Raw genomic sequence first — 23,541 nt, 5'->3', positions numbered from 1 at the left:
GAAGCCTTGCTCGGTATAGTGGCCCGAGCGAATTTTTCCCTTTTCCCTCACCTTTCCCGGAGACACCATGAGCTACGAAAACATCGAAGTGCGGACCGAAGCAGGCAAGGTCGGCATCATCACCCTCAACCGCCCCAAGGCCCTGAACGCGCTCAACGACGCGCTCATGACCGAGCTGGGCCAGGCGCTGAAGGCCTTCGATGCCGACGAGGCCATCGGCTGCATCATCCTCACGGGCAGCGAGCGCGCCTTCGCGGCCGGTGCCGACATCGCGGCGATGGCCAAGTACAGCTTCATCGACACCTACAAGGGCGACTACATCACCCGCAACTGGGAAACCATCCGCTCGATCCGCAAGCCCGTGATCGGCGCGGTCGCCGGCTTCGCGCTGGGCGGTGGCTGCGAGCTGGCGATGATGTGCGACTTCATCATCGCGGCCGACACCGCCAAGTTCGGCCAGCCCGAGATCAAGATCGGCGTGATCCCCGGCGCCGGCGGCACGCAGCGCCTGCCGCGCGCGGTGGGCAAGAGCAAGGCCATGGACATGGTGCTCACCGCCCGCATGATGGACGCCGCCGAAGCCGAGCGCGCCGGCCTCGTGAGCCGCGTGGTGCCTTACGAAAAGCTGGCCGACGAGGCGCTGGGCGCGGCGCTGATCATCTGCGGCTTCTCGCAGATCTCGGTGATGGCCGCCAAGGAATCGGTCAACCGCGCCTTCGAGAGCGGCCTGAGCGACGGCGTGATGTTCGAGCGCCGAATGTTCCACGCGCTGTTCGCCACGGTCGACCAGAAGGAAGGCATGGACGCCTTCCTGAACAAGCGCGCGCCTGATTTCAAGAACGCCTGAGGGCGTTGGCCTGACGCGCGACCAGCGCGTCAGTGGGGCCCCGCAGCGCGGTTAGCGCATCCGCAGCGCGGTCAGCGCGTCAGCAGCGCCCGCAGCGCTGCGAGCGCCTGCGCCGGCGGCGTGCCCACCGATGCGGTGCCGCCGGGCTGCGGCGTCCAGCGCACCTGGTCGCCCGCGATCTCGAGCACGGCGACCAGCGTGCCGCCTTGATGGAGCGACAGGCGCGCCTCGACCGGCGCGGCCAGTTGCGCATCGGCCGCAGTGGCCGAGCGAGCCACCGTGTTCACCAACGCCGCCAGCCCTTCGATGTCGCCGCGTGCGTGGTGCACGCCCAAGCCTGCACGCGTGATGTCGAAGGACGTCCAGCGGTCCAGCGCGGAGAACCGCGACACGCCCGCCGGCGACCTTGCGGCCTTGGCGGCGGCGGCACGTGGGGGGGCCGTATCGCGCAGCGCGCCCGAGACGTCGGCACTCGGACTGCCTCCCCGCGCAACGGCGCCGGATGCGTTCTCCGACAGTTCCCGATGCGAGGGCGCCGGTGCGCCAGGTGCTGGCGGCGCGGCCGGCGCAGAGGCCACCGCAGGCGGCGTCCTTTCGGGCACGGCGATGGGAGCAGGGGCCACCGATGGCGCGGATGGCGCGGATGGCGCGGCATATGCACTGCGCCTGTCTTGCTCTCTTTCGTCCTGCACGCTTTCGCTCTTTTGACGCACGCGTGCGGAGGACTCGGCGACGCCCGGCGCTTGCGCCGCGAGTGCCGGTGGAGGCGCTGCCGCGGGTGCGGGTGCGGCAGCGGGCGCGGGTGGAGGTGCCGGTGCGGCGATGGCAGGCGGCGGAGAAACAGGCACCGCAGCCGATCGCGCTTCGGACGGGGCAGGCGCCGGCACTGGCTCGGGAGGCGCAGCGTTCGCCCCTGGCGCAGGTGCCGCCTCGACCTGCTTGCGCGCGGCCGCCGGCGCCGGCTTGCGGACGGCATCCACCGCCGCGCGGTCCGGTGCTTCCTTGGCCGCATCTCGCGCCGGGGCCGCAGGTGCTTCTGCCGCCGGTGTTTGCTGCGCGACGATTGCAGGGCTGGACGCCTGCGGTGCCGACTCCGCTGCGGGCGGCGTCGGCGCGGCGGCCGGTGCCGGTGCCGGCGCACTCGCGACCTTTGCCTCGCCATCGAGCCTCGCATCGGGAATCGGCTCGCGATGCCACAGCACGGTCACGAAGCCGGCCACGAGCACGGTGGCGAAGGCCGCATTCCAGGGCATGCGCGCGCGCGCGTCGCCGCCGCCGAACAGCCGGCGCCACCAGGGCGCGGCGCTCGCGCTGTTGGCGGCGGATGCCGGCGCCGCTGCGGGCGCGGCGGCCAGGTTGTGCGCCATCTTGCGGATCGCATCGCGCGTGCGCGGATCGGGCGTTGCATCGCGATCGGGCGCATGGTCGAGCGCGCGGCGCAGCGCCGGGTCGCGCAGGTCGCCGTCGCTGTTGCCGGGGAGGTCGATGTCGTTGCTCATGCGCGTTGCTCCAGCACCGACAGGTAGCGTTCCATGCAGCCGCGCAGCTTCTGCAGCCCGTAGCGCAGGCGGCTGCGCACGGTCTCGAAACCGATCTCCAGGCTCGCCGCCAGCGCCTCGACGGTCAGGCCGTCTTCGTGGTGCAGCAGGAATGCGGCGCGCTGGTCGGCCGGCAATTCATCGAGGCAGGCCAGGAGGCGCCGGCCGGCGGCGCGCCAGAAGGCGAGCTCCTCGGCCGACGGATGCGCCGCGGCATCGACCGCGCCGCGCACGCCGCGGTCGAGCGTGGGCACGGCATCGCCGTCGTCGTCCGTGTGCGTGTCGAGCGCCACCTCGCGCCCGCTCACGCGCAGGCGGTCCATGGCCAGGTTGTGCGCGATCGTGAAGGCCCAGGTGCGCCAGGTGGCGCCCTGCGGCGAGAAGCTCTCGCGCGCCGAGATGATCCGCACCCAGGTGTCCTGGAACACCTCGTCGGCCTGCGCCACGAGCCGCGCGCCCAGGAGGCGCTTGACGAAGCGGAACAGCCCGCCCTCGTGGCGCGCATAGAGCACGTCGAACGCGGCGGCGTCACCGTGGGCGTAGGCCAGCATCAACTGATCGTCGGGTATGGCGTCGCGCTCGGTGGCGGCTTTGGCGGAAGGGGCGCGTGGGAGCGCAGACATCGGCGGATTTTCACCTGAGCTTGTACGGGCGGCGGACGGCATCGGGGTTCGCGCTCATAAAAAAAGTCACACGGCTTAACCCCGGGGCCGAGGGCCGGCCGTATCAGCCTCGATCCCACAACCCGGAGTCTTTCCATGGCCCAGCCCTTCGCTCCCCGTTTTCGCCGCCCGCTGGTCGTGCTGCTGTGCGCGCAGTTCCTGTGGAGCGCCAGCGGCGCGACCGAGATCCCGGCCATCGGCGCCAACGCGCGCTGGCCCCAACCGGCCCTGCAGGTCTCGCAGACCGAGCCGAACTTCCAGGCGCCCTCGGCCACCCATTGCGCGCGGCCGGTGCAAACCCACGAGACCCCGGGCGTGCGGAACGCGCAGCTCGAAAGACCCAGGCCCACCCCTGCGCCGACGATGGGGCGCCTGGACGCCGCACCGCCCGAGGCACTGCGCAAGGCGGAACCGGCCGCGGCCGCCGAGAAGAAGGCCTACGGCTCGAGCGCCCGCGAGTTGAGCGCGGCCATGCCTCCTGTTGCCGCATCTGTGCCGGCAGCCATCGCCGCAACGCCCGTGCCTGTATCGCCGACCCCGCGCGCGAGCATCGCCCAACCCGCCCAGGCCGGACGCCCGGCCAACGAGCCCGTCACCGCCGGCATGGTCGACGACAACGCCGACTTCAACGAATACCTGAACTTCCGCGGCCGCACCCGGGTGGCCCACCGCGAGCGCGACGTCAGCACGCGCTACCTGCTCCAGGTGCGCGACGCGCGCGGCGCCGTGGTGCCCGATGCCGAAGTGGCGGTGCAGGCGCCCAGCGGCGCCGCCATGTGGGCGCGCACCGATGCGGGCGGGCGCGCCTGGCTGCATCCGCTCGCCTTCGACAGGACGCACAGCCAGATGTACGAGGTCACGGTCCGCAAGAACGGCCGGCAGGGCACCGCCTTCCTGCAGCGCGGCCAGAAAAGCGCGGTCGACGTGGTGATCGACAAGCCGGGCGCCGCGCCTGCGCGCGCGCAGCTCGACCTGGTCTTTCTCATCGACGCCACCGGCTCGATGGCCGACGAGATCGCCAAGCTCAAGACCACGCTGCGCGCCATCGCCGACGAGGTGGCGCGGCTGCCGAGCCGCCCCGACACCTGCTTCGGGTTGGTGGCCTATCGCGACGTCACCGACGACTTCGTCGTGCGGCGCCACGATTTCACCGACAACCTCGATGCTTTCCAGGGCGTGCTCAATGGGCTGCAGGCCGCGGGCGGCGGCGACTACCCCGAGGCGATGAACGAGGCGCTGGCCGAAACCGTCCACCAGCTGAGCTGGCGCGGCACCGGCACCACCCGCCTGGTCGTGCTGCTGGCAGATGCGCCGCCGCACCTGGACTACGGCGGCCCGCAGTACGACGACAGCATGGTCGCGGCACTGGGCAAGGGCATCAAGGTGTTCAGCGTGGGCGCCTCGGGGCTGGACAAGCAGGGCGAATACATCCAGCGCCAGATCGCCCAGTACACGGGCGGGCGCTTTGTTTTCCTGACCTACAAGGAGGGCGCGAACCCCGCGAGCGGACCGGGCTCGCAGACCCGGCACGACGTGGCGAACTACTCGGTCCAGACGCTGGACCGGCTGATCGTGCGGCTGGTATCGGAAGAATTGGGCAAGCTGCCGGCGGGTGGTTGAAAGGGGCCGGCGGACTGGGCTATAATTTTGGGCTCAGCGCAAAACGCTGAAACGGCTCTTTAGCTCAGTCGGTTAGAGCGATGGAATCATAATCCACAGGTCCGCGGTTCGAATCCGTGAAGAGCCACCAACACTGCTGCAGCGGTTCTCCGCTAAAGTCAAAAGCCCTAGGTAGATCAACTACTTAGGGCTTTTTTTCGTCTGGTCTTGCCCAAGACCCCGCCCTCATGAACCTGCCGCAGCAACCCGAACCGGAACACCGTTCACGCGGCACGGTGCTCGAAGTCTTCCTCGCATTCCTCAAGCTCGGCCTCACGTCTTTCGGCGGACCGGTCGCGCACCTCGGCTACTTCCGCGCGGAGTTCGTCGAGCGCCGCGGATGGCTGGACGACAAGAGCTATTCGGACCTGGTCGCGCTGTGCCAGTTCCTGCCCGGCCCCGCGAGCAGCCAGGTCGGCATCGCGCTGGGCCTCGGGCGCGCGGGCTGGGGTGGCGCGACGGCGGCGTGGATCGGCTTCACGCTGCCTTCGGCGGCAGCGCTCATCCTCTTTGCGGCCGGTGTCACGCGATGGGCCGCCCTCTCCGAATCGGGCGCCGTCCATGGCTTGAAGGTGGTCGCGGTTGCCGTCGTCGCTCAGGCGGTATGGGGCATGGCCAGGTCCTTGTGCCCCGATCGCCTGCGTGCAGGCGTGGCCATCGCCACCGCCCTGCTGGTGCTCGCGGTTCCCACGGCGATGGGACAGATCGCAGCCATCGCCGCCGGCGGCCTGGTGGGGCGGTGGGCGCTGAAACTCGGCCACCTCCCCGCCGCACAGCACCGCGACTACGGCGTGAGCAAGGCGACCGGCGCGGCCCTGCTGGGCCTCTTCGTCGTTCTGCTCGCAGCATTGCCGTTGCTGGCCGCGGCGATGCATTCACCGGCGCTGTCCGTCGCCGCCGGGTTCTACAAGGCAGGCGCCCTGGTCTTCGGCGGCGGGCACGTCGTGCTTCCCCTGCTGCAAGCCGGCGTGGTGCCCGGCGGCCTGGTCTCCAACGATGTCTTCCTGGCGGGCTACGGCGCCGCCCAGGCGGTGCCGGGCCCTTTGTTCACATTCGCGGCCTTCCTTGGCGCCGTCATGTCCGGCCCGTTCGGCGGCTGGCTGGGCGGCCTGGCGTTGCTGCTGGCCATCTTTCTTCCGGCCGCGTTGCTGGTGATCGGCGCACTGCCTTTCTGGGAGACCCTACGCCAACGCGGCGGCGTGCAGCGCGCGATGGCCGGCGTCAATGCCGCGGTCGTCGGCGTCCTGCTGGCGGCGCTCTACGATCCGGTGTGGACGAGCGCCATCCACTCGCCCGCCGATTTCGGATTGGCACTGGCGGCATTCGGGCTGTTGGTCTACGCGCGCCTGTCGCCGGTGCTGGTCGTCGCGTTGGCTGCAGTCACCGGATGGCTGCTTGCGCTCTGAGACCGCCGCCTCCGACGACTGCTACTCGTTGATCTCCGGCTCGACCAGCCTGGCCAGGTTGCGCAGCGACTCCTGCCAGCCGAGGTAGCAGGCTTCCACGGGAATCACCTCGGGCAGCCCTTCCTGGACGATGCTCAGTTCGGTGCCGACCGACACCTGCTTCAACGTGACGGTCACCTGGATTTTCCCGGGCAGGTTGGGATCGTCGAAAACGTCGGTGTAGCGCAGCAGTTGATTCGGCACGAGCTCGACGTATTCACCACCGAACGAGTGGCTCTTGCCCGTGGTGAAGTTGGTGAACGACATCTTGTACTTGCCGCCCACCCTGGCGTCCATCTCGTGGACCCTGCCGGTGAAGCCGTTCGGCGGCAGCCAGCGCGCCTTGGCGTCGGCATCGAGAAATGCGCGATAGATCTTTTCGGGCTTTGCGGCGAGGACGCGATGCAGTCTGACCGTGTTGGTGCTCATGGTTTTCTTCCTTTTCGAAACCGTGAGCCTACGAACATCCACGGTGCATCACAAGGACCGAGAAACCGTAGATCCTGCCAACCGCGCTCGGCATTCGAGCGGCGGCCGATGCCGGCGCAAAGCGATCTGTATCTGTTCGTACAGAGGCTTACTCCTTTTGCCTACAGGCGTTCGCAAGAGGAAATGAAAAATCCATCCCATGCTCGAAATGGAAAACCCGGACCTACACGGCTTGGCAGCCCAGGCGGCCGAGTGGCGACGGCGCGCGCTTCGAGGCGATCGGGAGGCGCGAGGCATCGCCCATGCGCTCGAGGTGGAGGTACGGCGGTTACGCGGCGAAGCGCCGATTGCGAACCATGACCTGGACACCCGTCCGCTGGCCGACTGGCAACCCGCGCGGCCTTGGTGGAAGCCTTGGTGAAAACCTTGGTAGAGCGATAGGCAGCCAGCCCGCGGTCGATGCGTCTATTCGGCGCCCAACCGCTCAGCCACTTCCTGCTTGCTCAGGTCTCTCGCAGCGGCAAGCCTTTGCAACTGCGCCGCACGCGGCCGGGCCTTGCCCTGCTCCCAGTGGTAGATCGTCTGACCCGACACACCCACGAGTTTTCCGTATGACGCGGCCGAGAGACCGAGCTTGCCGCGGTGCGAAGCCAGGCGCGTCGCGCTGAATCGCCGCTTCGGGCCCGACTCGTCCGCGCCATCGGCATCATCGACGGGCACACGCCGCGTGGACCCCTTGGCGGCGCGTCGCAGTTCCTTCTCCAATGCACTCACCTGCCGGCGCAATGCGGCAATCGAGGCGCGATGGTGCGCGGAGGCTTTCTTGAGGATGTCGATTTCCGCGCGAACTTCTTTCCTGGCAACGCGTGAGATCTCGGCTTTGAGGATGGATGCAATATTGGGCATGCCGGCATTGTGACCACATCGCCAGGCCCGCGGCTGTCAGGATTCTTGACCAGAGATGCGGGGCGTCGAACTTCTTGCGCGCGGCCTACCGCGATGCGAGTGACGAAGGCGCTACAGCCCCTGCTGCTTCAGGCTCTGCCACGTTCAGGGCACGCGCGCGTAGACATCCGGCACGTACTTCTCCATCAACGTCTGCGGCCGCGACGGCGGCGTGAAGCCGAACTTCGCATAGAGCCCGTGCGCGTCGCCGGTCGCCAGCATGAAGCGCCGCAGCCCCTGCAGCTGCGGGTGGGCCATGACCGCCGCGACCAGCGCCGCGCTGTACCCGTTGCCGCGATGCGCCTTCAGCACGAACACATCGACGAGGTAGGCGAACGTCGCGTGGTCGGAGACGACCCTCGCGAACGCCACCTGCGAATCGCCGAGGAAGCCGCCGAAGTTCAGCGAATTGCGGATGGACGTGCGCACGGTCTCGATCGGGATCTCCCGCGCCCACGCCGACTCTTCCGACAGGAAGCGATGGATGAGCGCCACGTCCAGGTCCTCGATCGCGGTGGAGATTCGAAGTTGATGCATGCCGGCGAGCATAAGCAAAGCCCTCATGCCTCGCGAAGTGCAGGCAGATGCCCTGCCGCGCACGTCGCCGATAATCGCCGGCGATGCCCACGCCCTTGCACGCACCACCGAACAGGCACGCAGCCCCTGCGGTCTTGCGGCGTCCGGGCGTGCCGCTGATCCGATGGGCCTTGCTGTGGTTCGCGCTCTCGCTTGGCGCGGCCATCGCCTCGCCGATGGTGCATCCGGTGTCGATGGAACTGGTCTGCTCGGCCAGCGGTTCGGTCAAGGCCATCGTGCACACCGACGACGGCGCGCACGAACTGGGCACCGGCCACCTCGACTGCCCCCTGTGCATGCTCGGCGGCGCACCGCCCGCAACGCGCGACGTCTCGCCGCCCTCGGTCGCCCCTGCGGTCCATGCGGCCGCGCCACGCGCGCATTCGCACATCGCCGCCCTCACCGCAGCGCCACCGCCGGCGCGCGGGCCGCCCTCGCTCTCCTGATTCGCCTCCGGTTCCTGCGCATGTGATGCCGCCTCGATGGCGGCTGCCGCATCGCGCATTCCAGCCATTCATGCGTCCGCGTTCGCGCGGGCGCGCCAGAGAGAGCTTTCATGCACACGACACGACGACCTCCAGAATTTTCACGACGGCATCTGCTCATCGCCGGCGGCGGCCTCGCCGCGCTGTCGCTCGCCGCTTGCGACAAGGCACTGCCCGCGCGCTTCAACGGCATCGACATCACCGGCGCCAACTACGCGCAGGATTTCCGTCTCACCGACCCCGATGGTCATGAACGCACCGTGGTCGACTTCAAGGGCAAGGCCGTGATGCTGTTCTTCGGCTTCACGCAATGCCCCGATGTCTGTCCCACCGCGCTGCTGCGCGCCGCCGAGATCCGCCACATGCTCGGCGCCGACGGCGCGCGCCTGCAGGTGATCTTCGTCACCGTCGATCCGGAGCGCGACACGCCCGTGGTTCTGAAGGCCTACACGCAGGCCTTCGATCCGAGCTTCATCGGGCTCTACGGCGACCTGCAAAAGACCAGCGAGACGGCCAAGGCCTTCAAGGCCTACTACAAGAAAGTGCCCACCGGTTCTTCGTACACGATGGACCATTCGGCCTTCAGCTATGTGTACGACCCGGAAGGAAAGATCCGGCTGGTGCTGCGCCACGAGCAGGGCGCGCCGGAGTGCGCCGAAGACCTGCGCAGGATTCTCGAGACGACCGCCTGAGCCTCGATCCAATTCATTTCATTCCATTCCATCCCACTCATTCCAGGAGATTCCTCTCATGACACCCATCGCACGCATCCTCGCCCTCTCCGCCGCTTCGTTCCTCGTGGCCACCGCCCACGCGCAGGTCACCGTCAAGGAGGCGTGGGTCCGCGCGACCGTGCCGCAGCAGCAGGCCACCGGCGCGTTCATGCAGATCAGCGCCGCGAAGGACACCAAGCTCATCTCGGCCAGCTCGCCCGTCACGCCGGTCGGCGAAGTGCACGAGATGGCCATGCAGGACGGCGTGATGCGCATGCGGCAGGTGCCCTCGGTCGCGCTGCCCGCGGGCAAGACGGTCGAGCTCAGGCCCGGCGGCTATCACGTGATGCTGCTGGACCTCAAGCAGCAAGTGAAGGAAGGCGACACGGTACCGCTCACGCTGGTGTTCGAAGGCCAGGACGGCAAGCGCGAAACCGTCGAGGTGAAGGCGCCGGTGCGCGCACTCAACGCAGCAGCCAAGCCCGCCGCGCACGGCGAGCACGGCGAGCACAAGCACTGAGCGGCACGCATGAAGATCGCCGTGCGCGAAAAAAGCGCCGGCGATGTTACCCAAGACCGCCGCGCATCGCACAGGAAATCTGCTGAGGATTTCCCCCTATGCCGGCCGCGGACGCACCAGTTTGCGTCGCACGGTTTCCCTGCCGGCCGGAGGGCTGCTCATTCAACAGGCAACGTGGTGGGAAGCCCCGTCAATGCTCGCTTTGAAGCCCGCCCTCCTCCGGCAACCCACAGAGTTGTCCACAGAAAAATCGAACAAGTCATCAAACTGACTTCGCCGCGACATATCCCTTGAACATTTCCCGCAGCTTCGTCTTCAGCAGCTTGCCGGTGGCTGTATGCGGCAGGCTGTCGACGAAAGCCACGTCCTCGGGCAGCCACCACTTCGCCACGCGCGTCGAAAGAAAAGTGAGCAGTTCCTCGCCCGTGACCTCCGTGTCTGCGCGCTTGACCACGATGAGCAGCGGCCGCTCCTGCCACTTCGGATGCGCGATGCCGATGACCGCGGCCTCCGCCACGGCCGGGTGCGCGCTCGCAGCGTTCTCCAGGTCGATGGACGAGATCCACTCGCCGCCCGACTTGATGACGTCCTTCGCGCGGTCGACCAGTTGCACATAGCCGTCTTCGTCGATGGTGGCGACGTCGCCCGTCGGAAAGAAGCCTTCGGCATCGAGCACGCTGCCGCCCTCGCCCTTGAAGTAGCCGCTCGCGATCCACGGCCCGCGCACGTGCAGGTGGCCGAAGGCCTGGCCGTCGTGCGCGAGGCGCCGGCCGTCCTCGCCGACGATCTTGATCTCCACGCCCCAGACGCCCCGGCCCTGCTTCATCTTCACCGTGGTCTGCTCCTGCTTCGATAGCGCGCGGTGCTTGGGCAACAGGTTGCCGATCACGCCGATGGGGCTGGTCTCGGTCATGCCCCAGCCCTGCACGAAGTCGGCGTCGAAGTCGCGCTCGAAGCGCTCGATCATGGCGCGCGGCGTGGCCGCGCCGCCCACGCCGATGCGCTTCAAGCCGATGGCGTGCGTGTCGATCTCAGGGTGCGCGTCGAAGTACTGGAACAGCATGAGCCAGATGGTCGGCACGGCCTGCGAGAAGCCGACTTTCTCGTCGCGCATCAGCTCGTACAGGCTCTGCGGGTCCATGTGCGGGCCGGGCATCACCAGCTTCATGCCGGTCATGGCCGCCGCATACGGCATGCCCCACGCGTTGGCGTGGAACATCGGCACCGCGAGCAGCAGCGTCATCTGCGAGTTGACGCCGAAGGTGTCGGGCGCGCACTCCATCAACGAATGCAGCACGGTGGAGCGGTGCGAATACAAGACGCCCTTGGGGTTGCCCGTGGTGCCCGAGGTGTAGCAAAGCGACGAGGCGGTGCGCTCGTCGAACTCGGGCCAGGTGAAGTGCTCGCTCTGCGCACCGACCAGTTCGTCGTAGCACAGCAGGTTGGGCACGTCGATGGCGGGCATGTGCGCGCGGTCGGTCATCGCGATGAAGGCGCGCACGGTCTTCAGGTGCGGCGCGAGCTTCTCGACCAGCGGCGCGAAGGTGGTGTCGAAGAACAGCACCTTGTCTTCCGCATGGTTGACGATGTAGTCGATCTGCTCCGGAAAGAGCCGCGGGTTCACCGTGTGCAGCACGGCACCCGAGCCGGAGACGCCGTAGTACAGCGCGAGGTGGCGGTACGTGTTCCATGCGAGCGTGCCGACACGGTCGCCCGGCTCGATGCCCAGCACCTTCATCGCGTTGGCCACCTGCTTCGAGCGGCGCTGCACCTCCCCGTAGTTGGTGCGATGAACAGGCCCCTCCACCGTGCGCCCGACGATCTCGGCGCGCGGGTGGAAGGTGGCCGCATGGTCGATCAGCGAAGAGATCAACAGCGGGCGGTCTTGCATCAATCCGAACATGTTCTTGTCTCCTGTGCGCCGGGGGAAATCTCATGCCGCGGCCGGCTGCATCGTAGGCAGGAGCCCCTGCACGCCACATCGTCGGAACGGACGATTGAGCACCCCGGGGTTGTCCCTAGCATCGGCCTCATTCAAGATGAATCCATTCCCGCTCTCTTCCCGAATGAAAGCCAAAGCATGAACGTGTACGAAGCCGTTGCGAGCCGCCGATCGGTGCGCGAGTTTCTCGACCGCCCCGTCGCGCCCGACGTCATCCGCCGCGTGCTGCAGGAAGCATTGCGCGCGCCATCGGGCGGCAACCTGCAGCCCTGGCACCTGCACGTGGTGGGCGGAGAGCGGCTCGATGAACTCAAGGCACTCATGCGCACCCGCGTGCACGAAGCGCCGACCGGCGAAGGCAGCGAGTACGACATCTACCCGCGCGAGCTCGTCGCGCCCTACCGCGACCGCCGCTTCGCGGTCGGCGAGGCGATGTATGCGCGCCTGGGAATCCCGCGCGAGGACAAGGCCGCGCGGCGCGCATGGTTCGCGCGCAACTACCAGTTCTTCGGCGCGCCGCTCGCGCTGTTCTGTACGGTGGACCGCCGCATGGGTCCGCCGCAGTGGTCCGACCTGGGCATGGTGCTGCAGAGCGTGATGCTGCTGCTGCGTGCCGAAGGCCTGGACAGCTGCCCGCAGGAATGCTGGGCGATCTATCCGCAGACCATCGGACAGTTCATCGAACTGCCGCCCGAGCGGATGCTGTTCACGGGCATGGCCATCGGGTATGCGGACCGGAGCAAGGCGATCGATGCGCTGATCACCGAGCGCGCACCGCTGGGCGAGGTGGCCGAATTCATCGGCATCTGATCGGCAAGACATCGGTAGGGGGAACGAATCCTGCTTGGTTGGAGAAACCACGAAACTCCGTCCCATGCTCATCGCCCAGATCTCCGACCCCCATGTCCGCCCCGCCGGCCAGCTGTACCAGGGCGTGGTCGATTCGAACCGGATGCTCGAAGAGGCCATCGCGCACCTGCACGCGCTCGACCGGCGACCCGACCTGGTGCTGCTGACCGGCGACCTCGTCGATGAGGGCCGCCCCGAGGAATACGCGCAAGCCCGCCGTCTGCTCGCAAAGCTCTCGATTCCTTACCTCGTCATTCCCGGCAACCACGACCATCGCGAGAATTTCCGCACCGCCTTCGCGGACCACGCCTACCTGCCCACCACGGGCGCGCTGCACTACTGCATCGACGCGCACCCGGTGCGCATCGTCGCGCTCGACTCGTGCGTTCCCGGGCTCCATCACGGACACGTCGACGCCGAGGGCCTCGCGTGGCTGCAGCGCACGCTCGAAGCCGACCGCGGGAAGCCCACGCTGCTGATGCTGCACCACCCGCCTTTCGCGAGCGGCATTCCGTACATGGACAGCTACCGGTACATCGACACCGCGCCGCTCGAAGCCATCGTGCGAAGCGCCGGCAACATCGAACTCGTGCTCTGCGGACACGTGCACCGCACGATGCTCAAACGCTGGGCGGGCACCGTCGTCTGTTCGTGCCCGAGCAGCACGACCGAGATCGCGCTGCAGCTGGCGGCCGATGCGGCGCCCGCGTCCTACCTGGGGCGACCGGGTTGCATGCTGCATCTGTGGGACGAGGCAGAAGGCATGGTGAGCCATGTGAGCCATATCGGAAAGCTGGACGGGCCCTACCCGTTTGCGTGACACTGCCGCTCGCGACTTCGCACCCACGCCATGCCCCAGGAACGCACCCTCCTCTACACCGGACGCGAGTTCGAGGTGGCGCACGTTCGCTCCCATGCGCACGGCCATGAATGGAGTGCGCCCTACGTCATGGCGTCGCAGCGCATCGTCTTTCCGATCGGCCGCGCGATGCTGGATCTGCGCTTCGGCACCAACACCTGGCAGGTGGATGGACTGACCGCCGTCAGCTCCGGCGATGCGGCGGTCTACCAGCTGCGGCCGGGCGCGCAGGCCACGCGACGCAGCGTGGTCGTCAGCCGGCATCAACGGGTCTCCGGGCATCCGGAGCCGGCCTTCTGTTTGCTCTCGCCGAGATCGCTCTATCGCGTCCATGCCGCGCAGCAGCAGTTGCTATCGGGCAGCGAGGACGCATCGTCCATCGTTTCGCTGGTCGACGAACTGCATGTCGCGCGACGACTCGCGCCGCTGACAGGCCCCGTCGCCAGCGCGCGGCGACTGCTGGCGGAAACCGCCGACCGGCATGCAGGCCTGTCGCTGCACGAAATCGCCGATGCAGTCTCGCGCTCGCCGTTCCACATGGCGCGCAGCTTCAGGAAGCAGACCGGCCTCAGCCTGCACCAGTACCGCCAGCATCTGCGCCTGGCAGCAGCCCTCGAACGCCTTGTCGATGGCGACCGCGACCTCGCCGGCATCGCGCACGATCTGGGCTATTGCAGCCAGAGCCACCTGGGTGCGGTGTTCAAACAGGAAGTCGGCGTCACGCTGGGCGAGGCCCGCCGCACGCTGCGCCCGGGCGCACGAATCTGATAGCTTTCGCGCCGGGCCGTCGCGAGACTCGTGCGATGGACCGCAACCTTCCCATCGGCCTCTTCGCCGCACTGGCCGCGGCGCTCGTAGGCAGCGCATGGCAACTCATCTCGCGCCATGGCGTCACCACCACGCTCGGCCCGCTGGACATCGCGCTGCTGCGCTACGGCATTCCGGCGGTGCTGCTCTGCCCCCTGCTGTTCGGCAAGCCTCGAGGCCTGTCCAAGGCGCCGCGCATCGCGCTCGTGCTGCTGGTCATCGGCGGCGGACTGCCCTTCGGGTTGCTGGTGCTCGCCGGCGCGCAGTGGGCGCCGGCCAGCCACATGGGCATCTTCATGGCCGGCAGCCTGCCGCTCTTCACGGCCATCGGCGCGCGCATCCACAAGAAAGAGAGGGTGCAAGGCCTCCGGTTGACCGGACTCTGCTGCATCGCCCTCGGCATGGCGCTCTTCGCGGTCGGCAGCTTCCGGCCGGGCTCGCTGAGCTGGCAAGGCGACCTGCTCTTTCTCGCGGCCGCGATGCTGTGGGCCGTCTACTCGCTCGCCTTCGGACACTGCGGCCTGACACCATGGCAAGGTGCCGCCTTCGTCAACGGCTGGTCGACGCTGCTGCTGCTGCCGCTGCTGTGGTTCACCGGCATCCCGCGGCTGCTCGGCGCGCCCTGGCCGGATGTGGCGCTGCAGGCCGCGGGGCAAGGCGTGGTCGCCGGCGTGCTCGGCCTGGTGGTCTACGCAGTGGCCATCTCGCACCTGGGCGCAGCGCGCGCCTCGCTGTCTGCGGCCGCCGTGCCGGTACTGACCACGCTCGGCGCGGCCTTCCTCATGGGCGAGCCCATCACGGCGGCGGTGGTGCTGGCGTTGATGCTGGTCGTGCCGGGGATCGTGCTGGCGAGCGGGGTGCGCATCAGGTAAGGACGGTCGGCCCACGGGCGAGACATGACCCCGCGGCAGGATCCGCGCCCAACGCGCCTTTGCGGCGGACCACCAGCACTCGGGCATCGCACCCGAAGGACTTGCCGCCGAGCTCCAGGAGATGGGGTTCACAGACGTCTCGTTCGAGCGGCTGTCGCTCGGCATCGTCGCGATCCATCTTGCGCGCAAGCCCCTCGAACCGCGCGTCTGACTGCTACCTTCGGTATCGCAAGACGATACTTTTTGCCTTTACGCAGGGGCCGGCCCGGTCGCCCCATTACAGTCGCCGCGCCCGATTTTTCCGAATGGAATCACTTGGGCTCCCACCATCCCCGATCCCCTGAACCGAGCATTCGATGCCTCGGGCGAACGCGAACGCAGAACCTGAAGCACCCCATGTCGCTGGTCAAAAAAGCAATCGAAGAACACAAGGCCGAGGTCGCCGCGCGCGCGGCCAGCAAGGCGGCCGCCGCCATCAACACGCAGGTCGCGCGCGACGCGTTTCTTTCGGAGTTCAAGGCCCTGGTCGAGGCGAACGCGAGGCCGCTGCTCGAGGCGTTCGTCGCGGACCTCGTCGCCTCGCGGCACGATGCGATCGTCGACGACGACCTGGCCAGCCCCTACAAGCCCTACATCTCGGTGCGCTTCTCGCCGGTCGCCGGTGCAAGGCTGGCGGACCTGGCTTCGCGGGAGTCGGTCTTCACGCTGCGCGCCTTCGCGGCGACACGGCAGGTGCACCACGTGTCTTCCTACGACCAGCGCTCGGGCGAGCACGGCGTCACGCACGAGGCGCTGGGCATCGAGTCGGTCAATCCATCGCGTGTCGAGCGCGGCTTCGAGGAGTGCCTGCGGGCCGCGCTGAAGGCCTGGCAGGCCTGATGAAGCAATGCCTCCCGCGGAGGCTGCATCACTGCGGGTGCTGCCAGCTCTTGTAGACGAACTCCAGGCTGTAGCCGTCCGGGTCCAGCACGTTGGCCGCGTAGTAGCGCGGGTCGTAGTGCAGCCGTGCGCCCGGCGCGCCGTTGTCCGTGGCACCCGCCGCCATGGCGGCGGCGTAGGCTGCATCGACCTCTTGCGTGCCCGCCGCCACGAAACCTACATGTGCAGAGCGCCCCTCCACCACGCCCTCGCGCAGCCAGAAGAAGACGCGTCCGTTCGCGCCGAAGCCCTTGAGGTCTGGGTGGCGCGGCGGGCCGTCCTTGCCGTCGTAGTCCAGGCGCGTCGTGATGCCCAGCGGGATGAGGGCGGCGGTGTAGAAATCGATCGAGCGGCGCAGGTCGCTCACCGACAGGAAGACATGGTCGAGCATCGTGGCACTCCTTGGGTTCAGACAGCGTAGCCGCCCGTGACTTCGATCGACTGCGCATTGACCCAGCCGCTCTCGCCGGACAGCAGGTGGGCGATGACCCGGCCCACTTCCTCCGGCTCGCCGACGCGGCCGAGCGCGGTCTGCGATGCGAGCAGGGCCTCGAACTCGCTGGTCAATCCGCCGCCCAGCTCGGTGCGTATCGCGCCGGGAGACACGGCATTGGCGCGGATGCGCCGCTCGCCGAACTCCTTGGCCATGTAGCGCGTCAGCACTTCGAGCCCGCCCTTGAACGCCGCGTAAGGTGCCACGCCCGCGGTGGCCACGCGCGTCGTGGCGCTCGTGAGGTTCACGATGCTCGCGCCCTCCGCCATCAGCGGCAGCAATGCCTGCGTGAGAAAGAACGGCCCCTTGAGGTGGACGTTCATGAGGCCGTCGAACTCCGCGGGCGTGACGGTCTCGATCGGGTTGTAGAGCCCGTAGCCCGCGTTGTTGACCAGGCCCTGCAGCGTCGTGGCGCCCCACGTTGTTTCCAGCGTGCGCTGCACGGTGCCCCTGAACGCGCCGAAGCTTTCCGCATCGGCCACGTCGAGCGCCAGCGCTACGGCCTTGCCGCCCGCGGCATCGATGCGGCGGACCACGGCATCGGCGGCCGCAGGATTGCTCTTGTACGTGAGGATGACGCCCATCCCGCGCCGTGCGCATTCGACTGCCGTGGCGGCTCCGATGCCCCGGCTGCCGCCGGTGATGACGATGACGTTCATGTCTTTCTTTCGTGTGTTGAGGTATGCATCGACGATATCGATCGACCTCGAATCCGGCATGCCCGTTCTTGCCGCATGCCTGCCTATTCCTACTCGATGGCCGGTCCGATGGCTTGTGCAATGCACGGCACTGCGGTTAGATGCGGGGCAATGAACGATCAGCTGAACGAACTGCGCGCGCTCGCGGCGAGCGCCGCCAACCGGCGCACCGAGACCGGCATCCCGCGCGTGGCCATGGTCAAGGGCGCAATCCCAGAACACCAGCTGGCCGCAGTCTACGACCCGATGGTCAATCTCATCCTGCAGGGCAGCAAGTCGATGACGGTGGGAGACCGCACGCTGCACTACGACCCCGCGACCTATTTCGTGATGTCCATCGACTTGCCCGCAGTAGGCACGGTACGGCCATCGGCCGACGGCGAGCCGTATCTCGCCGTCAGCCTCACGCTCGATCCGGCCGTGGTTTCCGCGTTGCTGATCGACCTGCCCAAACCTGCCGATGCAGCCGAACACCAGGCCGGCTTCTCCGTGGCCGCCGTGTCGGGCGAATTGATGGATGCCTGGGTCCGCATGCTGCGGCTCATGACCCGGCCGGACGACATCCCCGCGCTGGCACCGGCTTACGAGCGCGAGATTCTCTACAGGGTGCTGCAAGGTCCGCACGGCTGGATGCTGCGCGACATCGCGAACCCCGACACCGCGCTCGCGCGCATCGGTCTGGCCATCCAGTGGATTCGGCGCGACTTCGCCAAGCCGTTGCGCATCGACACGCTGGCCCGGAAAGCGGCGATGAGCCCGTCCGCCTTCCACCGCCACTTCAAGACGGTGACCGCGCTGAGCCCGCTGCAGTTCCAGAAACGCATTCGCCTGTTGCAGGCGCGCATGCTGCTCATCGCAGGCGGCAGGAACGTCACGAGCGCCGCGCTCGACGTGGGCTACCAGAGCCCGACGCAGTTCAGCCGCGAGTACACCCGCGCGTTCGGCCTGCCGCCGACGCAGGACGCGGCGCGGATTCTGGACAATGCGCGCGCGCCCGGTCCCAGGGCCGCTCGATGAACCACGAGAAGATGACCGTGAGCCACAAGACCCACCCCCGGCTGCGACGCGCTCTGCTGGTCGCCGGCGCATGGCTGTCGTGCGCCTCGCCCGCCTTCGCGACCGGCAGCATGCTGTGCGAAGGCCCCGCCTACACGGTGGAGATCCAGTCCAGCCTTTCGACCGGCCGATTGACGGCGCTCGTCATCGCGCGCACCGACGATTCGCAGCACGCGGGCGAGCGATTCGTCTTGCAGCAGAGGTTCGTCGATTACCGACGCAAGCTCATGCGCGCGAGCGGCGCGAGCCTGGAGCGGCCGGAGGTGAAGGCCACGCTGTGGATCTCCGCAGGCACAGGCGCCCTCACCTACCGCGGCGCCCGCCACAAGCTGCGCTGCGACTGGTCCGTGGGCTGATCGAGCAGTCCCGCGCGCGCCCTCAGAGCCGCTCGATGATCGTCACGTTCGCCATGCCGCCGCCTTCGCACATCGTCTGCAGCCCGTAGCGCTTGCCGCGCTGCGCGAGCGCGTGGACCAGCGTGGTCATCAGCTTGGTGCCCGAGGCGCCCAGCGGATGGCCCAGCGCGATCGCGCCGCCGTTGACGTTCAGGCGCTCCGGGTCCGCACCCAACGCCTGCAGCCAGGCCAGCGGCACCGGCGCGAAGGCTTCGTTGACTTCGTACAGGTCGATGTCCTCGATCTTCATGCCGGCCTTCTTCAAGGCGCGCTGCGTGGCGGGCAGCGGCGCCTCCAGCATGATCACCGGGTCGTGCCCCATCACGCTCATGTGGTGGATGCGCGCGAGCGGCTTCACGCCCAGCGCCTTGAGCCCGCGCTCGTTCACCACCATCACGCCGCTCGCGCCGTCGCAGATCTGGCTCGCGGTCGCTGCGCTGCAGCGGCCGCCTTCGGCGATGAGTTTCACGCCCGCGATGCTCTCCAGCGTGGCGTCGTAGCGGATGCCTTCGTCGGTGGTGTGCATGTCACCCGGCTCGGCGCCGTCGTTCAGGCGCGCGGCCACGGGCACGATCTCGGCATCGAACAGGCCCGCTTTCGTCGCCGCGATGGCGTTGCGGTGGCTGCGCAGCGCGTAGGCATCGAGTTCGGCTTTCTCGATGCCGTAGTTCTTCGCGATCATCTCGGCGCCGGTGAACTGGCTGAACTGGATGTCGGGGTAGCGCTTCTGCATGAGCGGGCTCACGTAGAAGCCCAGGCCGTTCTTCATCGGCAGGATGTTCGGCGTGCCCATGGGGACGCGCGTCATGCTCTCGACGCCGGCGGCGATCACGATGTCCATGCTGCCCGACATCACGGCCTGCGCCGCGAAGTGCAGCGCCTGCTGCGACGAGCCGCACTGCCGGTCGACCGAGGTGGCCGGCACCGACTCGGGCAGCCGCGAGGCCAGCACCGCGTTGCGCGCGATGTTCGAGGCCTGCTCGCCGACCTGGCCGACGCAGCCCATGATGACGTCCTCGACCAGCGCGGGATCGACGTCGGTGCGCTCGACCAGCGCGTTGAGCACCTGCGCGGCGAGGTCGGCAGGGTGCCAGCCGGACAGGCGTCCGTTGCGGCGGCCGCCTGCGGTGCGGGCGGCGGCGACGATATAGGCTTCGGGCATACGGGGTCTCCAGTTGGTTTTTGGGGGATTGTCCTACCGCGGCGCCATGCGGATGGCGCCGTCCAGCCGCACGCTCTCGCCGTTGAAATAGCCGTTGGTGATCATCAGCTCGGCCAGCGTCGCGTACTCCGCCGGATTGCCCAGGCGCTTGGGGAACGGCACCGACGCCGCGAGCGCCGCCTTCACGTTGTCCGGTGCGCCCTGCAAAAGCGGCGTGTCGAAGATGCCCGGCAGGATCGTGTTCACGCGGATGCCTTCGCTCATCAGGTCGCGCGCAATGGGCAGCGTCATGCCGACGATGCCGGCCTTCGACGCGGTGTAGGCCGCCTGCCCCATCTGCCCGTCCTGCGCGGCCACCGAGGCGGTGTTGACGATGGCGCCGCGCTCGCCGTCCTGCAGCATGTCGAGCGCGAGCATGCCGGCCGCCGACTTGGCGATGCAGCGGAAGGTGCCCACGAGGTTGATCTGGATGATGCGGTCGAAGTTGGCGAGCGGAAAGTGCTTGATCTCCCCTGTCGTCTTGTCGCGGCTCGCGGTCTTGACCGCATTGCCGGTGCCCGCGCAGTTGACCAGCACCCGCTCCTGCCCGTGCGCCGCGCGGGCCTTGGCGAAGGCGGCGTCGACCTGCTCCTCGGAGGTGACGTCGACCTTGCAGAACACGCCGCCCAGTTCCCTGGCGAGCGCTTCGCCCTGCTCCGCGTTGAGGTCGAACAGCGCGACCTTCACGCCGTGGCTGGCCAGGCGGCGCGCGGTGGCGGCCCCCAGGCCGGAGGCGCCGCCGGTGACGACGGCGGAAATACTGGCATCGAGTTGCATCTTGGCTTGTCCCCGGATTGATTGTCTGAAGCCACTTTAGGCCGCAGAATCGCCTGCCGGAATCGTCGGAAGCGACGGAATTTCAAGGCGCTCACTCCCCCGTTTGCGATGCCTTCTCCTGCTTCTTCACCGCCCTCTCCCCGGATTCTGGAAACCAAGCTGAACCCGCCGGCGTTCGTGGCCACGCAGGTGCCGCGCACCACCATCGGCCAAGAGATTGCCGCGGCCAGCGTGAAGCTGGTGCTCGTGCGCGCGCCAGCCGGCTTCGGCAAGACCACCGCCATGGCGCAGATCCGCGAGCGCATGGAGGCGCAGGGCACCGCCACCGCATGGCTCACGCTGGACCGCGCCGACAACGACGTCTCGCGCTTTCTCAATTGCCTGGCCGAGGCCGTGCAGCGCCTGGGCGTGGAAGAGCCCCGCACCAACGGCCCCTTCGACGCCGTGGCCGCGCTGGCCGCGCACGACGCGCCCTTCACCCTGTTCCTGGACGACTTCGAGGTGGTGCAGGAGCCCGCCGTGCTGGGCCTCGTGCGCGAGATCGTCGAGCAGCTGCCGCGCCGCGGGCAGATCGTGATCGGCTCGCGCAGCCTGCCCGACCTGGGCCTCGGGCGGCTGCGCGCACGCGGCCAGCTGATGGAGATCGACACCGACCGCCTGCGCTTCACGCTGGAAGAAACCAGCGCGTTCTTCGGCCTGCGGCAGGCCCATGCATCGCAGGCATCGCAAGGCCTGCAAGCTCTGCAGACGCTGCCGGCCGACCTGCTCTCGCAGCTGCACCGCAAGACCGAAGGCTGGGTGGCCGCCATCTGGCTCGCGTCGATGGCGCTGGAACGGCACGGCACCGAGACCGGCTTCGTCGAGCGCTTCTCGGGCTCCGACCGCGCCGTGGCCGAGTACCTGGCCGAAGACGTGCTCGCGCACCAGCCCAGGGAGATTCGCGACTTCCTCTTGCGCACCAGCATCCTGCGCCAGCTCGACGCCTCGGTGTGCCAGGCGCTCAACCCGCGCATCGACTGCGCGGCCATCCTGGAGCAGTTGGCCGCGGCCAATCTTTTTCTGACGCCCGTGAGCGGCGACGGCCGCGCGTGGCGCTATCACAGCCTGTTCGCCGACTTCTTGCGCGCGCAGCTGGCGCGGGAGCACCCCGGCGAGATCGAGCGGCTGCATCTCGCGGCCTCGGGCTGGTACGAATCGCAGGACCGGCCCGTGCCCGCCATCGACCACGCCATCGAAGGCGGCGACCATCCGCATGCGCTGACGCTGCTCGACAGCTATGCGGGGCAGTTCCTCGAACAGGGGCGCATGCGCATGCTTGCGCGCTGGTTCTCTGCCATTCCGGAACACCAGCTGCGCGCGCATCCGTTCCTTCAACCCATCGCGCTGTGGGCCACCTGCTTCACGCACGGGCCGTGGGAGGCGATGCAGATGCTGGAGCAATCGGGCTGCATCGACAGCGAGATCCCCGAAGTGCGTGCGAGCGCGCACACGCTCGTGCCGCTGCTGCTGGCGATGCAGGACCGGCACGACGAGGCCTACGAAGTGGGCCGCGCGAGCCTTGCGCGGCTGCCGACCGGCTTGGCGTTTGCCGACAGCGTGCTGCTCAACGCGATGGCGCACATCCTCGCCGTGCGCGGCGACCAGCGCGAGGCGCAGCGCCTCCTGGATGCGGCGCGGCGGGAACAAGGCAACAGCACCTTCAACCGCATGTACACCGAGTCGCTGGCCGGCCTGTTCGACCTGCATGAAGGGCGGCTGCGGCAGGCGACCGCGCGGCTGCGCATGGCGGTCGATACGACGCATGCCGTGTCCTACAACCACAGCCACGGCAATGCCTGGGCCGGTGTGCTGTATGCCGGCGTGGTGTACGAGTCGAACCAGTTGCCGCAGGCGGACCACCTCCTGAACGTGTACCTGCCGCTCGCGCGCGACGTGGGGCTGCCGGACCACATGATCCTGAGCCACGTGATGCGCTCGCGCATCGCGTTTCATGCGGGCGACATCGACGCGGCCGTCCAGGCGCTGACCGAACTCGAATACCTCGGGCACCACCGGCAACTGCCGCGCGTGGTGGCCGGCGCGAAGCTGGAACGCTCGCGCATGCTGCTGCTGCAGGGCAACGGGCCCGCGTCACGCGATGAGCTGCTGCGCGCGGACGATCCGGAACTGTGGGCGCGCGAACGGCGCCAGCGCCTGCCCGCGCACGACCTCGACTACCTGGCGCTGGCGAAGGCGCGCTGGGACATCGCGTTCGGCGATGCGCGCGCGGCACTGACGGTGCTCGACGCCGAGATGCACGCCGCCGTCGCATCGAACCGCAACCGCCGCGTGCTCAAGCTGCGCGTCCTGCGCGCGATGGCGCTGCAGCGCGCAGGCGACGTCGCCGCCGCGCTCGACGAGATCAGCGCCGTGCTGCAGACCGCGAGCCAGGAAGGCTTCATGCGGCTGATCCTCGATGAAGGGCCGGCGGTGGGGGTGCTGGTGCAGCGGTATGCGAATGCGGCGGCGCAAGAGGCGGCCGCACCGCCTTCTTCTTCGACGCGCGGCGATCCGATCCTGGCGGACTACCTGCAGCGGCTGCTGCAGGCGATGGGCCCGATGGCGCTCGTCGATACGGAAGCCGTGCCGGCCGGCGATGCGATCAAGGAGCCGCTGACGCGCAAGGAGATCCGGGTGCTGCAGCTGCTGGCGGAGGGGTACTCGAACAATGCGATGGCGGAGAAGTTGTTCGTGTCGGACAGCACGGTGCGCACGCACCTGCGCAATATCAATATGAAGCTGGATGCGAAGAGCCGGACGCAGGCGGTGGCGATTGCGAGGAAGGTGGGGGTGATTCGGTAGCTTCCTCGCGGACC

At 68.3% G+C, this 23,541-nt stretch carries 25 protein-coding genes and 1 tRNA gene; 16 read left to right on the top strand and 10 right to left on the bottom strand.

The features are described from left to right. The first annotated feature begins 67 nt into the window (after nt 1–67). A complete protein-coding gene (locus BM133_RS30330; protein WP_093442484.1) occupies nt 68–847 on the top strand; it encodes an enoyl-CoA hydratase in 780 nt (259 codons plus the stop codon). Between the two features lie 71 nt (nt 848–918). Here BM133_RS30330 and BM133_RS35715 read toward each other — a convergent pair whose 3' ends face one another. Continuing rightward, entirely contained in the window at nt 919–2,346 is a 1,428-nt protein-coding gene (locus BM133_RS35715) for a hypothetical protein (RefSeq protein ID WP_305728069.1), read from the bottom strand. Further along, nucleotides 2,343–3,008 carry a sigma-70 family RNA polymerase sigma factor gene (locus BM133_RS30320; protein ID WP_093442481.1) on the bottom strand — a complete coding sequence of 222 codons (666 nt, stop codon included), beginning with the start codon at nt 3,006–3,008 and terminating at the stop codon, nt 2,343–2,345. The genes BM133_RS35715 and BM133_RS30320 overlap by 4 nt, the downstream gene beginning before the upstream one ends. 135 nt (nt 3,009–3,143) lie before the next feature. On the opposite strand from BM133_RS30320, the gene BM133_RS30315 reads away from it, so the two are divergent. The 3 genes from BM133_RS30315 to chrA all read left to right on the top strand — a co-directional run bounded on the left by BM133_RS30315 (nt 3,144) and on the right by chrA (nt 6,112). Next, nucleotides 3,144–4,667 (top strand): vWA domain-containing protein, encoded by a 1,524-nt coding sequence (locus BM133_RS30315; protein ID WP_093442479.1) that lies wholly within the window; start codon nt 3,144–3,146, stop codon nt 4,665–4,667. 53 nt (nt 4,668–4,720) lie between these two features. Further along, nucleotides 4,721–4,797: transfer RNA gene (locus tag BM133_RS30310), tRNA-Met, on the top strand. A 97-nt stretch (nt 4,798–4,894) separates the two neighbouring features. Beyond that, on the top strand, nt 4,895–6,112 hold the full coding sequence (gene chrA, locus BM133_RS30305) for a chromate efflux transporter (protein ID WP_093442476.1): 1,218 nt from the start codon (nt 4,895–4,897) through the stop codon (nt 6,110–6,112). 21 nt (nt 6,113–6,133) lie between these two features. On the opposite strand, the gene BM133_RS30300 is transcribed toward chrA, so the two are convergent. Next, nucleotides 6,134–6,580, bottom strand: a complete 447-nt coding sequence (locus tag BM133_RS30300) for an SRPBCC family protein (protein ID WP_093442473.1) — start codon at nt 6,578–6,580, stop codon at nt 6,134–6,136. 199 nt (nt 6,581–6,779) lie between these two features. On the opposite strand from BM133_RS30300, the gene BM133_RS30295 reads away from it, so the two are divergent. Beyond that, nucleotides 6,780–7,001 (top strand): hypothetical protein, encoded by a 222-nt coding sequence (locus BM133_RS30295; protein ID WP_093442471.1) that lies wholly within the window; start codon nt 6,780–6,782, stop codon nt 6,999–7,001. 44 nt (nt 7,002–7,045) lie between these two features. On the opposite strand, the gene BM133_RS30290 is transcribed toward BM133_RS30295, so the two are convergent. Next, nucleotides 7,046–7,486 (bottom strand): helix-turn-helix domain-containing protein, encoded by a 441-nt coding sequence (locus tag BM133_RS30290; RefSeq protein ID WP_093442468.1) that lies wholly within the window; start codon nt 7,484–7,486, stop codon nt 7,046–7,048. Between the two features lie 144 nt (nt 7,487–7,630). After that, nucleotides 7,631–8,062 (bottom strand): GNAT family N-acetyltransferase, encoded by a 432-nt coding sequence (locus tag BM133_RS30285; RefSeq protein ID WP_177224986.1) that lies wholly within the window; start codon nt 8,060–8,062, stop codon nt 7,631–7,633. 83 nt (nt 8,063–8,145) lie between these two features. On the opposite strand from BM133_RS30285, the gene BM133_RS30280 reads away from it, so the two are divergent. The 3 genes from BM133_RS30280 to BM133_RS30270 all read left to right on the top strand — a co-directional run bounded on the left by BM133_RS30280 (nt 8,146) and on the right by BM133_RS30270 (nt 9,819). Next, entirely contained in the window at nt 8,146–8,547 is a 402-nt protein-coding gene (locus BM133_RS30280) for a DUF2946 family protein (protein ID WP_371286365.1), read from the top strand. 110 nt (nt 8,548–8,657) lie between these two features. After that, nucleotides 8,658–9,278: an SCO family protein gene (locus BM133_RS30275; protein WP_093442460.1), complete on the top strand. Its 621-nt coding sequence runs from the start codon at nt 8,658–8,660 to the stop codon at nt 9,276–9,278. A gap of 58 nt (nt 9,279–9,336) precedes the next feature. Further along, nucleotides 9,337–9,819: a copper chaperone PCu(A)C gene (locus BM133_RS30270; protein ID WP_093442458.1), complete on the top strand. Its 483-nt coding sequence runs from the start codon at nt 9,337–9,339 to the stop codon at nt 9,817–9,819. 262 nt (nt 9,820–10,081) lie between these two features. Here the strand turns inward: BM133_RS30270 and BM133_RS30265 are convergent, their stop codons facing one another. Further along, the gene (locus BM133_RS30265; protein ID WP_093442455.1) at nt 10,082–11,722 is read right to left on the bottom strand and encodes a 3-(methylthio)propionyl-CoA ligase; all 1,641 of its coding nucleotides are present in this window, start codon (nt 11,720–11,722) and stop codon (nt 10,082–10,084) included. 177 nt (nt 11,723–11,899) lie between these two features. Here BM133_RS30265 and BM133_RS30260 point away from each other — a divergent pair, with 177 nt between their 5' ends. From BM133_RS30260 to BM133_RS30240, 5 genes are all read left to right on the top strand, one after another. Next, nucleotides 11,900–12,571 carry a nitroreductase gene (locus BM133_RS30260; RefSeq protein WP_093442452.1) on the top strand — a complete coding sequence of 224 codons (672 nt, stop codon included), beginning with the start codon at nt 11,900–11,902 and terminating at the stop codon, nt 12,569–12,571. Nucleotides 12,572–12,635: 64 nt separating this feature from the next. Beyond that, nucleotides 12,636–13,430 (top strand): phosphodiesterase, encoded by a 795-nt coding sequence (locus BM133_RS30255; RefSeq protein ID WP_093442450.1) that lies wholly within the window; start codon nt 12,636–12,638, stop codon nt 13,428–13,430. A gap of 30 nt (nt 13,431–13,460) precedes the next feature. Beyond that, nucleotides 13,461–14,237 (top strand): helix-turn-helix domain-containing protein, encoded by a 777-nt coding sequence (locus BM133_RS30250; RefSeq protein WP_093442447.1) that lies wholly within the window; start codon nt 13,461–13,463, stop codon nt 14,235–14,237. A gap of 35 nt (nt 14,238–14,272) precedes the next feature. After that, nucleotides 14,273–15,148 (top strand): DMT family transporter, encoded by an 876-nt coding sequence (locus tag BM133_RS30245; RefSeq protein WP_093442445.1) that lies wholly within the window; start codon nt 14,273–14,275, stop codon nt 15,146–15,148. A gap of 396 nt (nt 15,149–15,544) precedes the next feature. Further along, the gene (locus BM133_RS30240) at nt 15,545–16,027 is read left to right on the top strand and encodes a hypothetical protein (RefSeq protein WP_093442442.1); all 483 of its coding nucleotides are present in this window, start codon (nt 15,545–15,547) and stop codon (nt 16,025–16,027) included. Nucleotides 16,028–16,055: 28 nt separating this feature from the next. Here BM133_RS30240 and BM133_RS30235 read toward each other — a convergent pair whose 3' ends face one another. Together BM133_RS30235 and BM133_RS30230 are read right to left on the bottom strand one after the other, a co-directional pair. Next, nucleotides 16,056–16,457: a VOC family protein gene (locus BM133_RS30235; RefSeq protein ID WP_093442440.1), complete on the bottom strand. Its 402-nt coding sequence runs from the start codon at nt 16,455–16,457 to the stop codon at nt 16,056–16,058. Nucleotides 16,458–16,474: 17 nt separating this feature from the next. Beyond that, complete coding sequence (locus tag BM133_RS30230) at nt 16,475–17,218, bottom strand: SDR family NAD(P)-dependent oxidoreductase (protein ID WP_093442438.1); 744 nt, start codon at nt 17,216–17,218, stop codon at nt 16,475–16,477. A gap of 150 nt (nt 17,219–17,368) precedes the next feature. On the opposite strand from BM133_RS30230, the gene BM133_RS30225 reads away from it, so the two are divergent. Both BM133_RS30225 and BM133_RS30220 read left to right on the top strand, forming a co-directional pair. Then, complete coding sequence (locus BM133_RS30225; protein WP_093442436.1) at nt 17,369–18,274, top strand: AraC family transcriptional regulator; 906 nt, start codon at nt 17,369–17,371, stop codon at nt 18,272–18,274. A gap of 17 nt (nt 18,275–18,291) precedes the next feature. Beyond that, complete coding sequence (locus BM133_RS30220) at nt 18,292–18,669, top strand: hypothetical protein (protein ID WP_143100237.1); 378 nt, start codon at nt 18,292–18,294, stop codon at nt 18,667–18,669. A gap of 22 nt (nt 18,670–18,691) precedes the next feature. Here the strand turns inward: BM133_RS30220 and BM133_RS30215 are convergent, their stop codons facing one another. Then, complete coding sequence (locus tag BM133_RS30215) at nt 18,692–19,870, bottom strand: acetyl-CoA C-acetyltransferase (protein ID WP_093442431.1); 1,179 nt, start codon at nt 19,868–19,870, stop codon at nt 18,692–18,694. A 33-nt stretch (nt 19,871–19,903) separates the two neighbouring features. Then, a complete protein-coding gene (locus tag BM133_RS30210) occupies nt 19,904–20,686 on the bottom strand; it encodes an SDR family NAD(P)-dependent oxidoreductase (RefSeq protein WP_093442428.1) in 783 nt (260 codons plus the stop codon). A gap of 108 nt (nt 20,687–20,794) precedes the next feature. On the opposite strand from BM133_RS30210, the gene BM133_RS30205 reads away from it, so the two are divergent. Further along, complete coding sequence (locus tag BM133_RS30205) at nt 20,795–23,527, top strand: winged helix-turn-helix domain-containing protein (protein ID WP_093442425.1); 2,733 nt, start codon at nt 20,795–20,797, stop codon at nt 23,525–23,527. Nucleotides 23,528–23,541 lie beyond the last annotated feature (14 nt).

The organism is Variovorax sp. 770b2, from assembly GCF_900115685.1.
Lineage (GTDB): Bacteria > Pseudomonadota > Gammaproteobacteria > Burkholderiales > Burkholderiaceae_C > Variovorax.
Note: the sequence above shows the minus strand (reverse complement) of the source record. Positions and strands in the feature narration are given on the sequence as shown.

Bases quoted from the DNA above. Each gene is read 5' to 3' on its own strand.
- BM133_RS30205 (WP_093442425.1), top strand. From the start codon at position 20,795: ATGCCTTCTCCTGCTTCTTCACCGCCCTCTCCCCGGATTCTGGAAACC.
- BM133_RS30245 (WP_093442445.1), top strand. From the start codon at position 14,273: ATGGACCGCAACCTTCCCATCGGCCTCTTCGCCGCACTGGCCGCGGCG.
- BM133_RS35715 (WP_305728069.1), bottom strand. From the start codon at position 2,346: ATGAGCAACGACATCGACCTCCCCGGCAACAGCGACGGCGACCTGCGC.
- BM133_RS30330 (WP_093442484.1), top strand. From the start codon at position 68: ATGAGCTACGAAAACATCGAAGTGCGGACCGAAGCAGGCAAGGTCGGC.
- BM133_RS30240 (WP_093442442.1), top strand. From the start codon at position 15,545: ATGTCGCTGGTCAAAAAAGCAATCGAAGAACACAAGGCCGAGGTCGCC.
- BM133_RS30315 (WP_093442479.1), top strand. From the start codon at position 3,144: ATGGCCCAGCCCTTCGCTCCCCGTTTTCGCCGCCCGCTGGTCGTGCTG.
- BM133_RS30270 (WP_093442458.1), top strand. From the start codon at position 9,337: ATGACACCCATCGCACGCATCCTCGCCCTCTCCGCCGCTTCGTTCCTC.
- BM133_RS30235 (WP_093442440.1), bottom strand. From the start codon at position 16,457: ATGCTCGACCATGTCTTCCTGTCGGTGAGCGACCTGCGCCGCTCGATC.
- BM133_RS30210 (WP_093442428.1), bottom strand. From the start codon at position 20,686: ATGCAACTCGATGCCAGTATTTCCGCCGTCGTCACCGGCGGCGCCTCC.
- BM133_RS30265 (WP_093442455.1), bottom strand. From the start codon at position 11,722: ATGTTCGGATTGATGCAAGACCGCCCGCTGTTGATCTCTTCGCTGATC.
- BM133_RS30290 (WP_093442468.1), bottom strand. From the start codon at position 7,486: ATGCCCAATATTGCATCCATCCTCAAAGCCGAGATCTCACGCGTTGCC.
- BM133_RS30250 (WP_093442447.1), top strand. From the start codon at position 13,461: ATGCCCCAGGAACGCACCCTCCTCTACACCGGACGCGAGTTCGAGGTG.
- BM133_RS30260 (WP_093442452.1), top strand. From the start codon at position 11,900: ATGAACGTGTACGAAGCCGTTGCGAGCCGCCGATCGGTGCGCGAGTTT.
- BM133_RS30275 (WP_093442460.1), top strand. From the start codon at position 8,658: ATGCACACGACACGACGACCTCCAGAATTTTCACGACGGCATCTGCTC.
- chrA (WP_093442476.1), top strand. From the start codon at position 4,895: ATGAACCTGCCGCAGCAACCCGAACCGGAACACCGTTCACGCGGCACG.
- BM133_RS30295 (WP_093442471.1), top strand. From the start codon at position 6,780: ATGCTCGAAATGGAAAACCCGGACCTACACGGCTTGGCAGCCCAGGCG.
- BM133_RS30225 (WP_093442436.1), top strand. From the start codon at position 17,369: ATGAACGATCAGCTGAACGAACTGCGCGCGCTCGCGGCGAGCGCCGCC.
- BM133_RS30320 (WP_093442481.1), bottom strand. From the start codon at position 3,008: ATGTCTGCGCTCCCACGCGCCCCTTCCGCCAAAGCCGCCACCGAGCGC.
- BM133_RS30255 (WP_093442450.1), top strand. From the start codon at position 12,636: ATGCTCATCGCCCAGATCTCCGACCCCCATGTCCGCCCCGCCGGCCAG.
- BM133_RS30280 (WP_371286365.1), top strand. From the start codon at position 8,146: ATGCCCACGCCCTTGCACGCACCACCGAACAGGCACGCAGCCCCTGCG.
- BM133_RS30230 (WP_093442438.1), bottom strand. From the start codon at position 17,218: ATGAACGTCATCGTCATCACCGGCGGCAGCCGGGGCATCGGAGCCGCC.
- BM133_RS30215 (WP_093442431.1), bottom strand. From the start codon at position 19,870: ATGCCCGAAGCCTATATCGTCGCCGCCGCCCGCACCGCAGGCGGCCGC.
- BM133_RS30285 (WP_177224986.1), bottom strand. From the start codon at position 8,062: ATGCATCAACTTCGAATCTCCACCGCGATCGAGGACCTGGACGTGGCG.
- BM133_RS30300 (WP_093442473.1), bottom strand. From the start codon at position 6,580: ATGAGCACCAACACGGTCAGACTGCATCGCGTCCTCGCCGCAAAGCCC.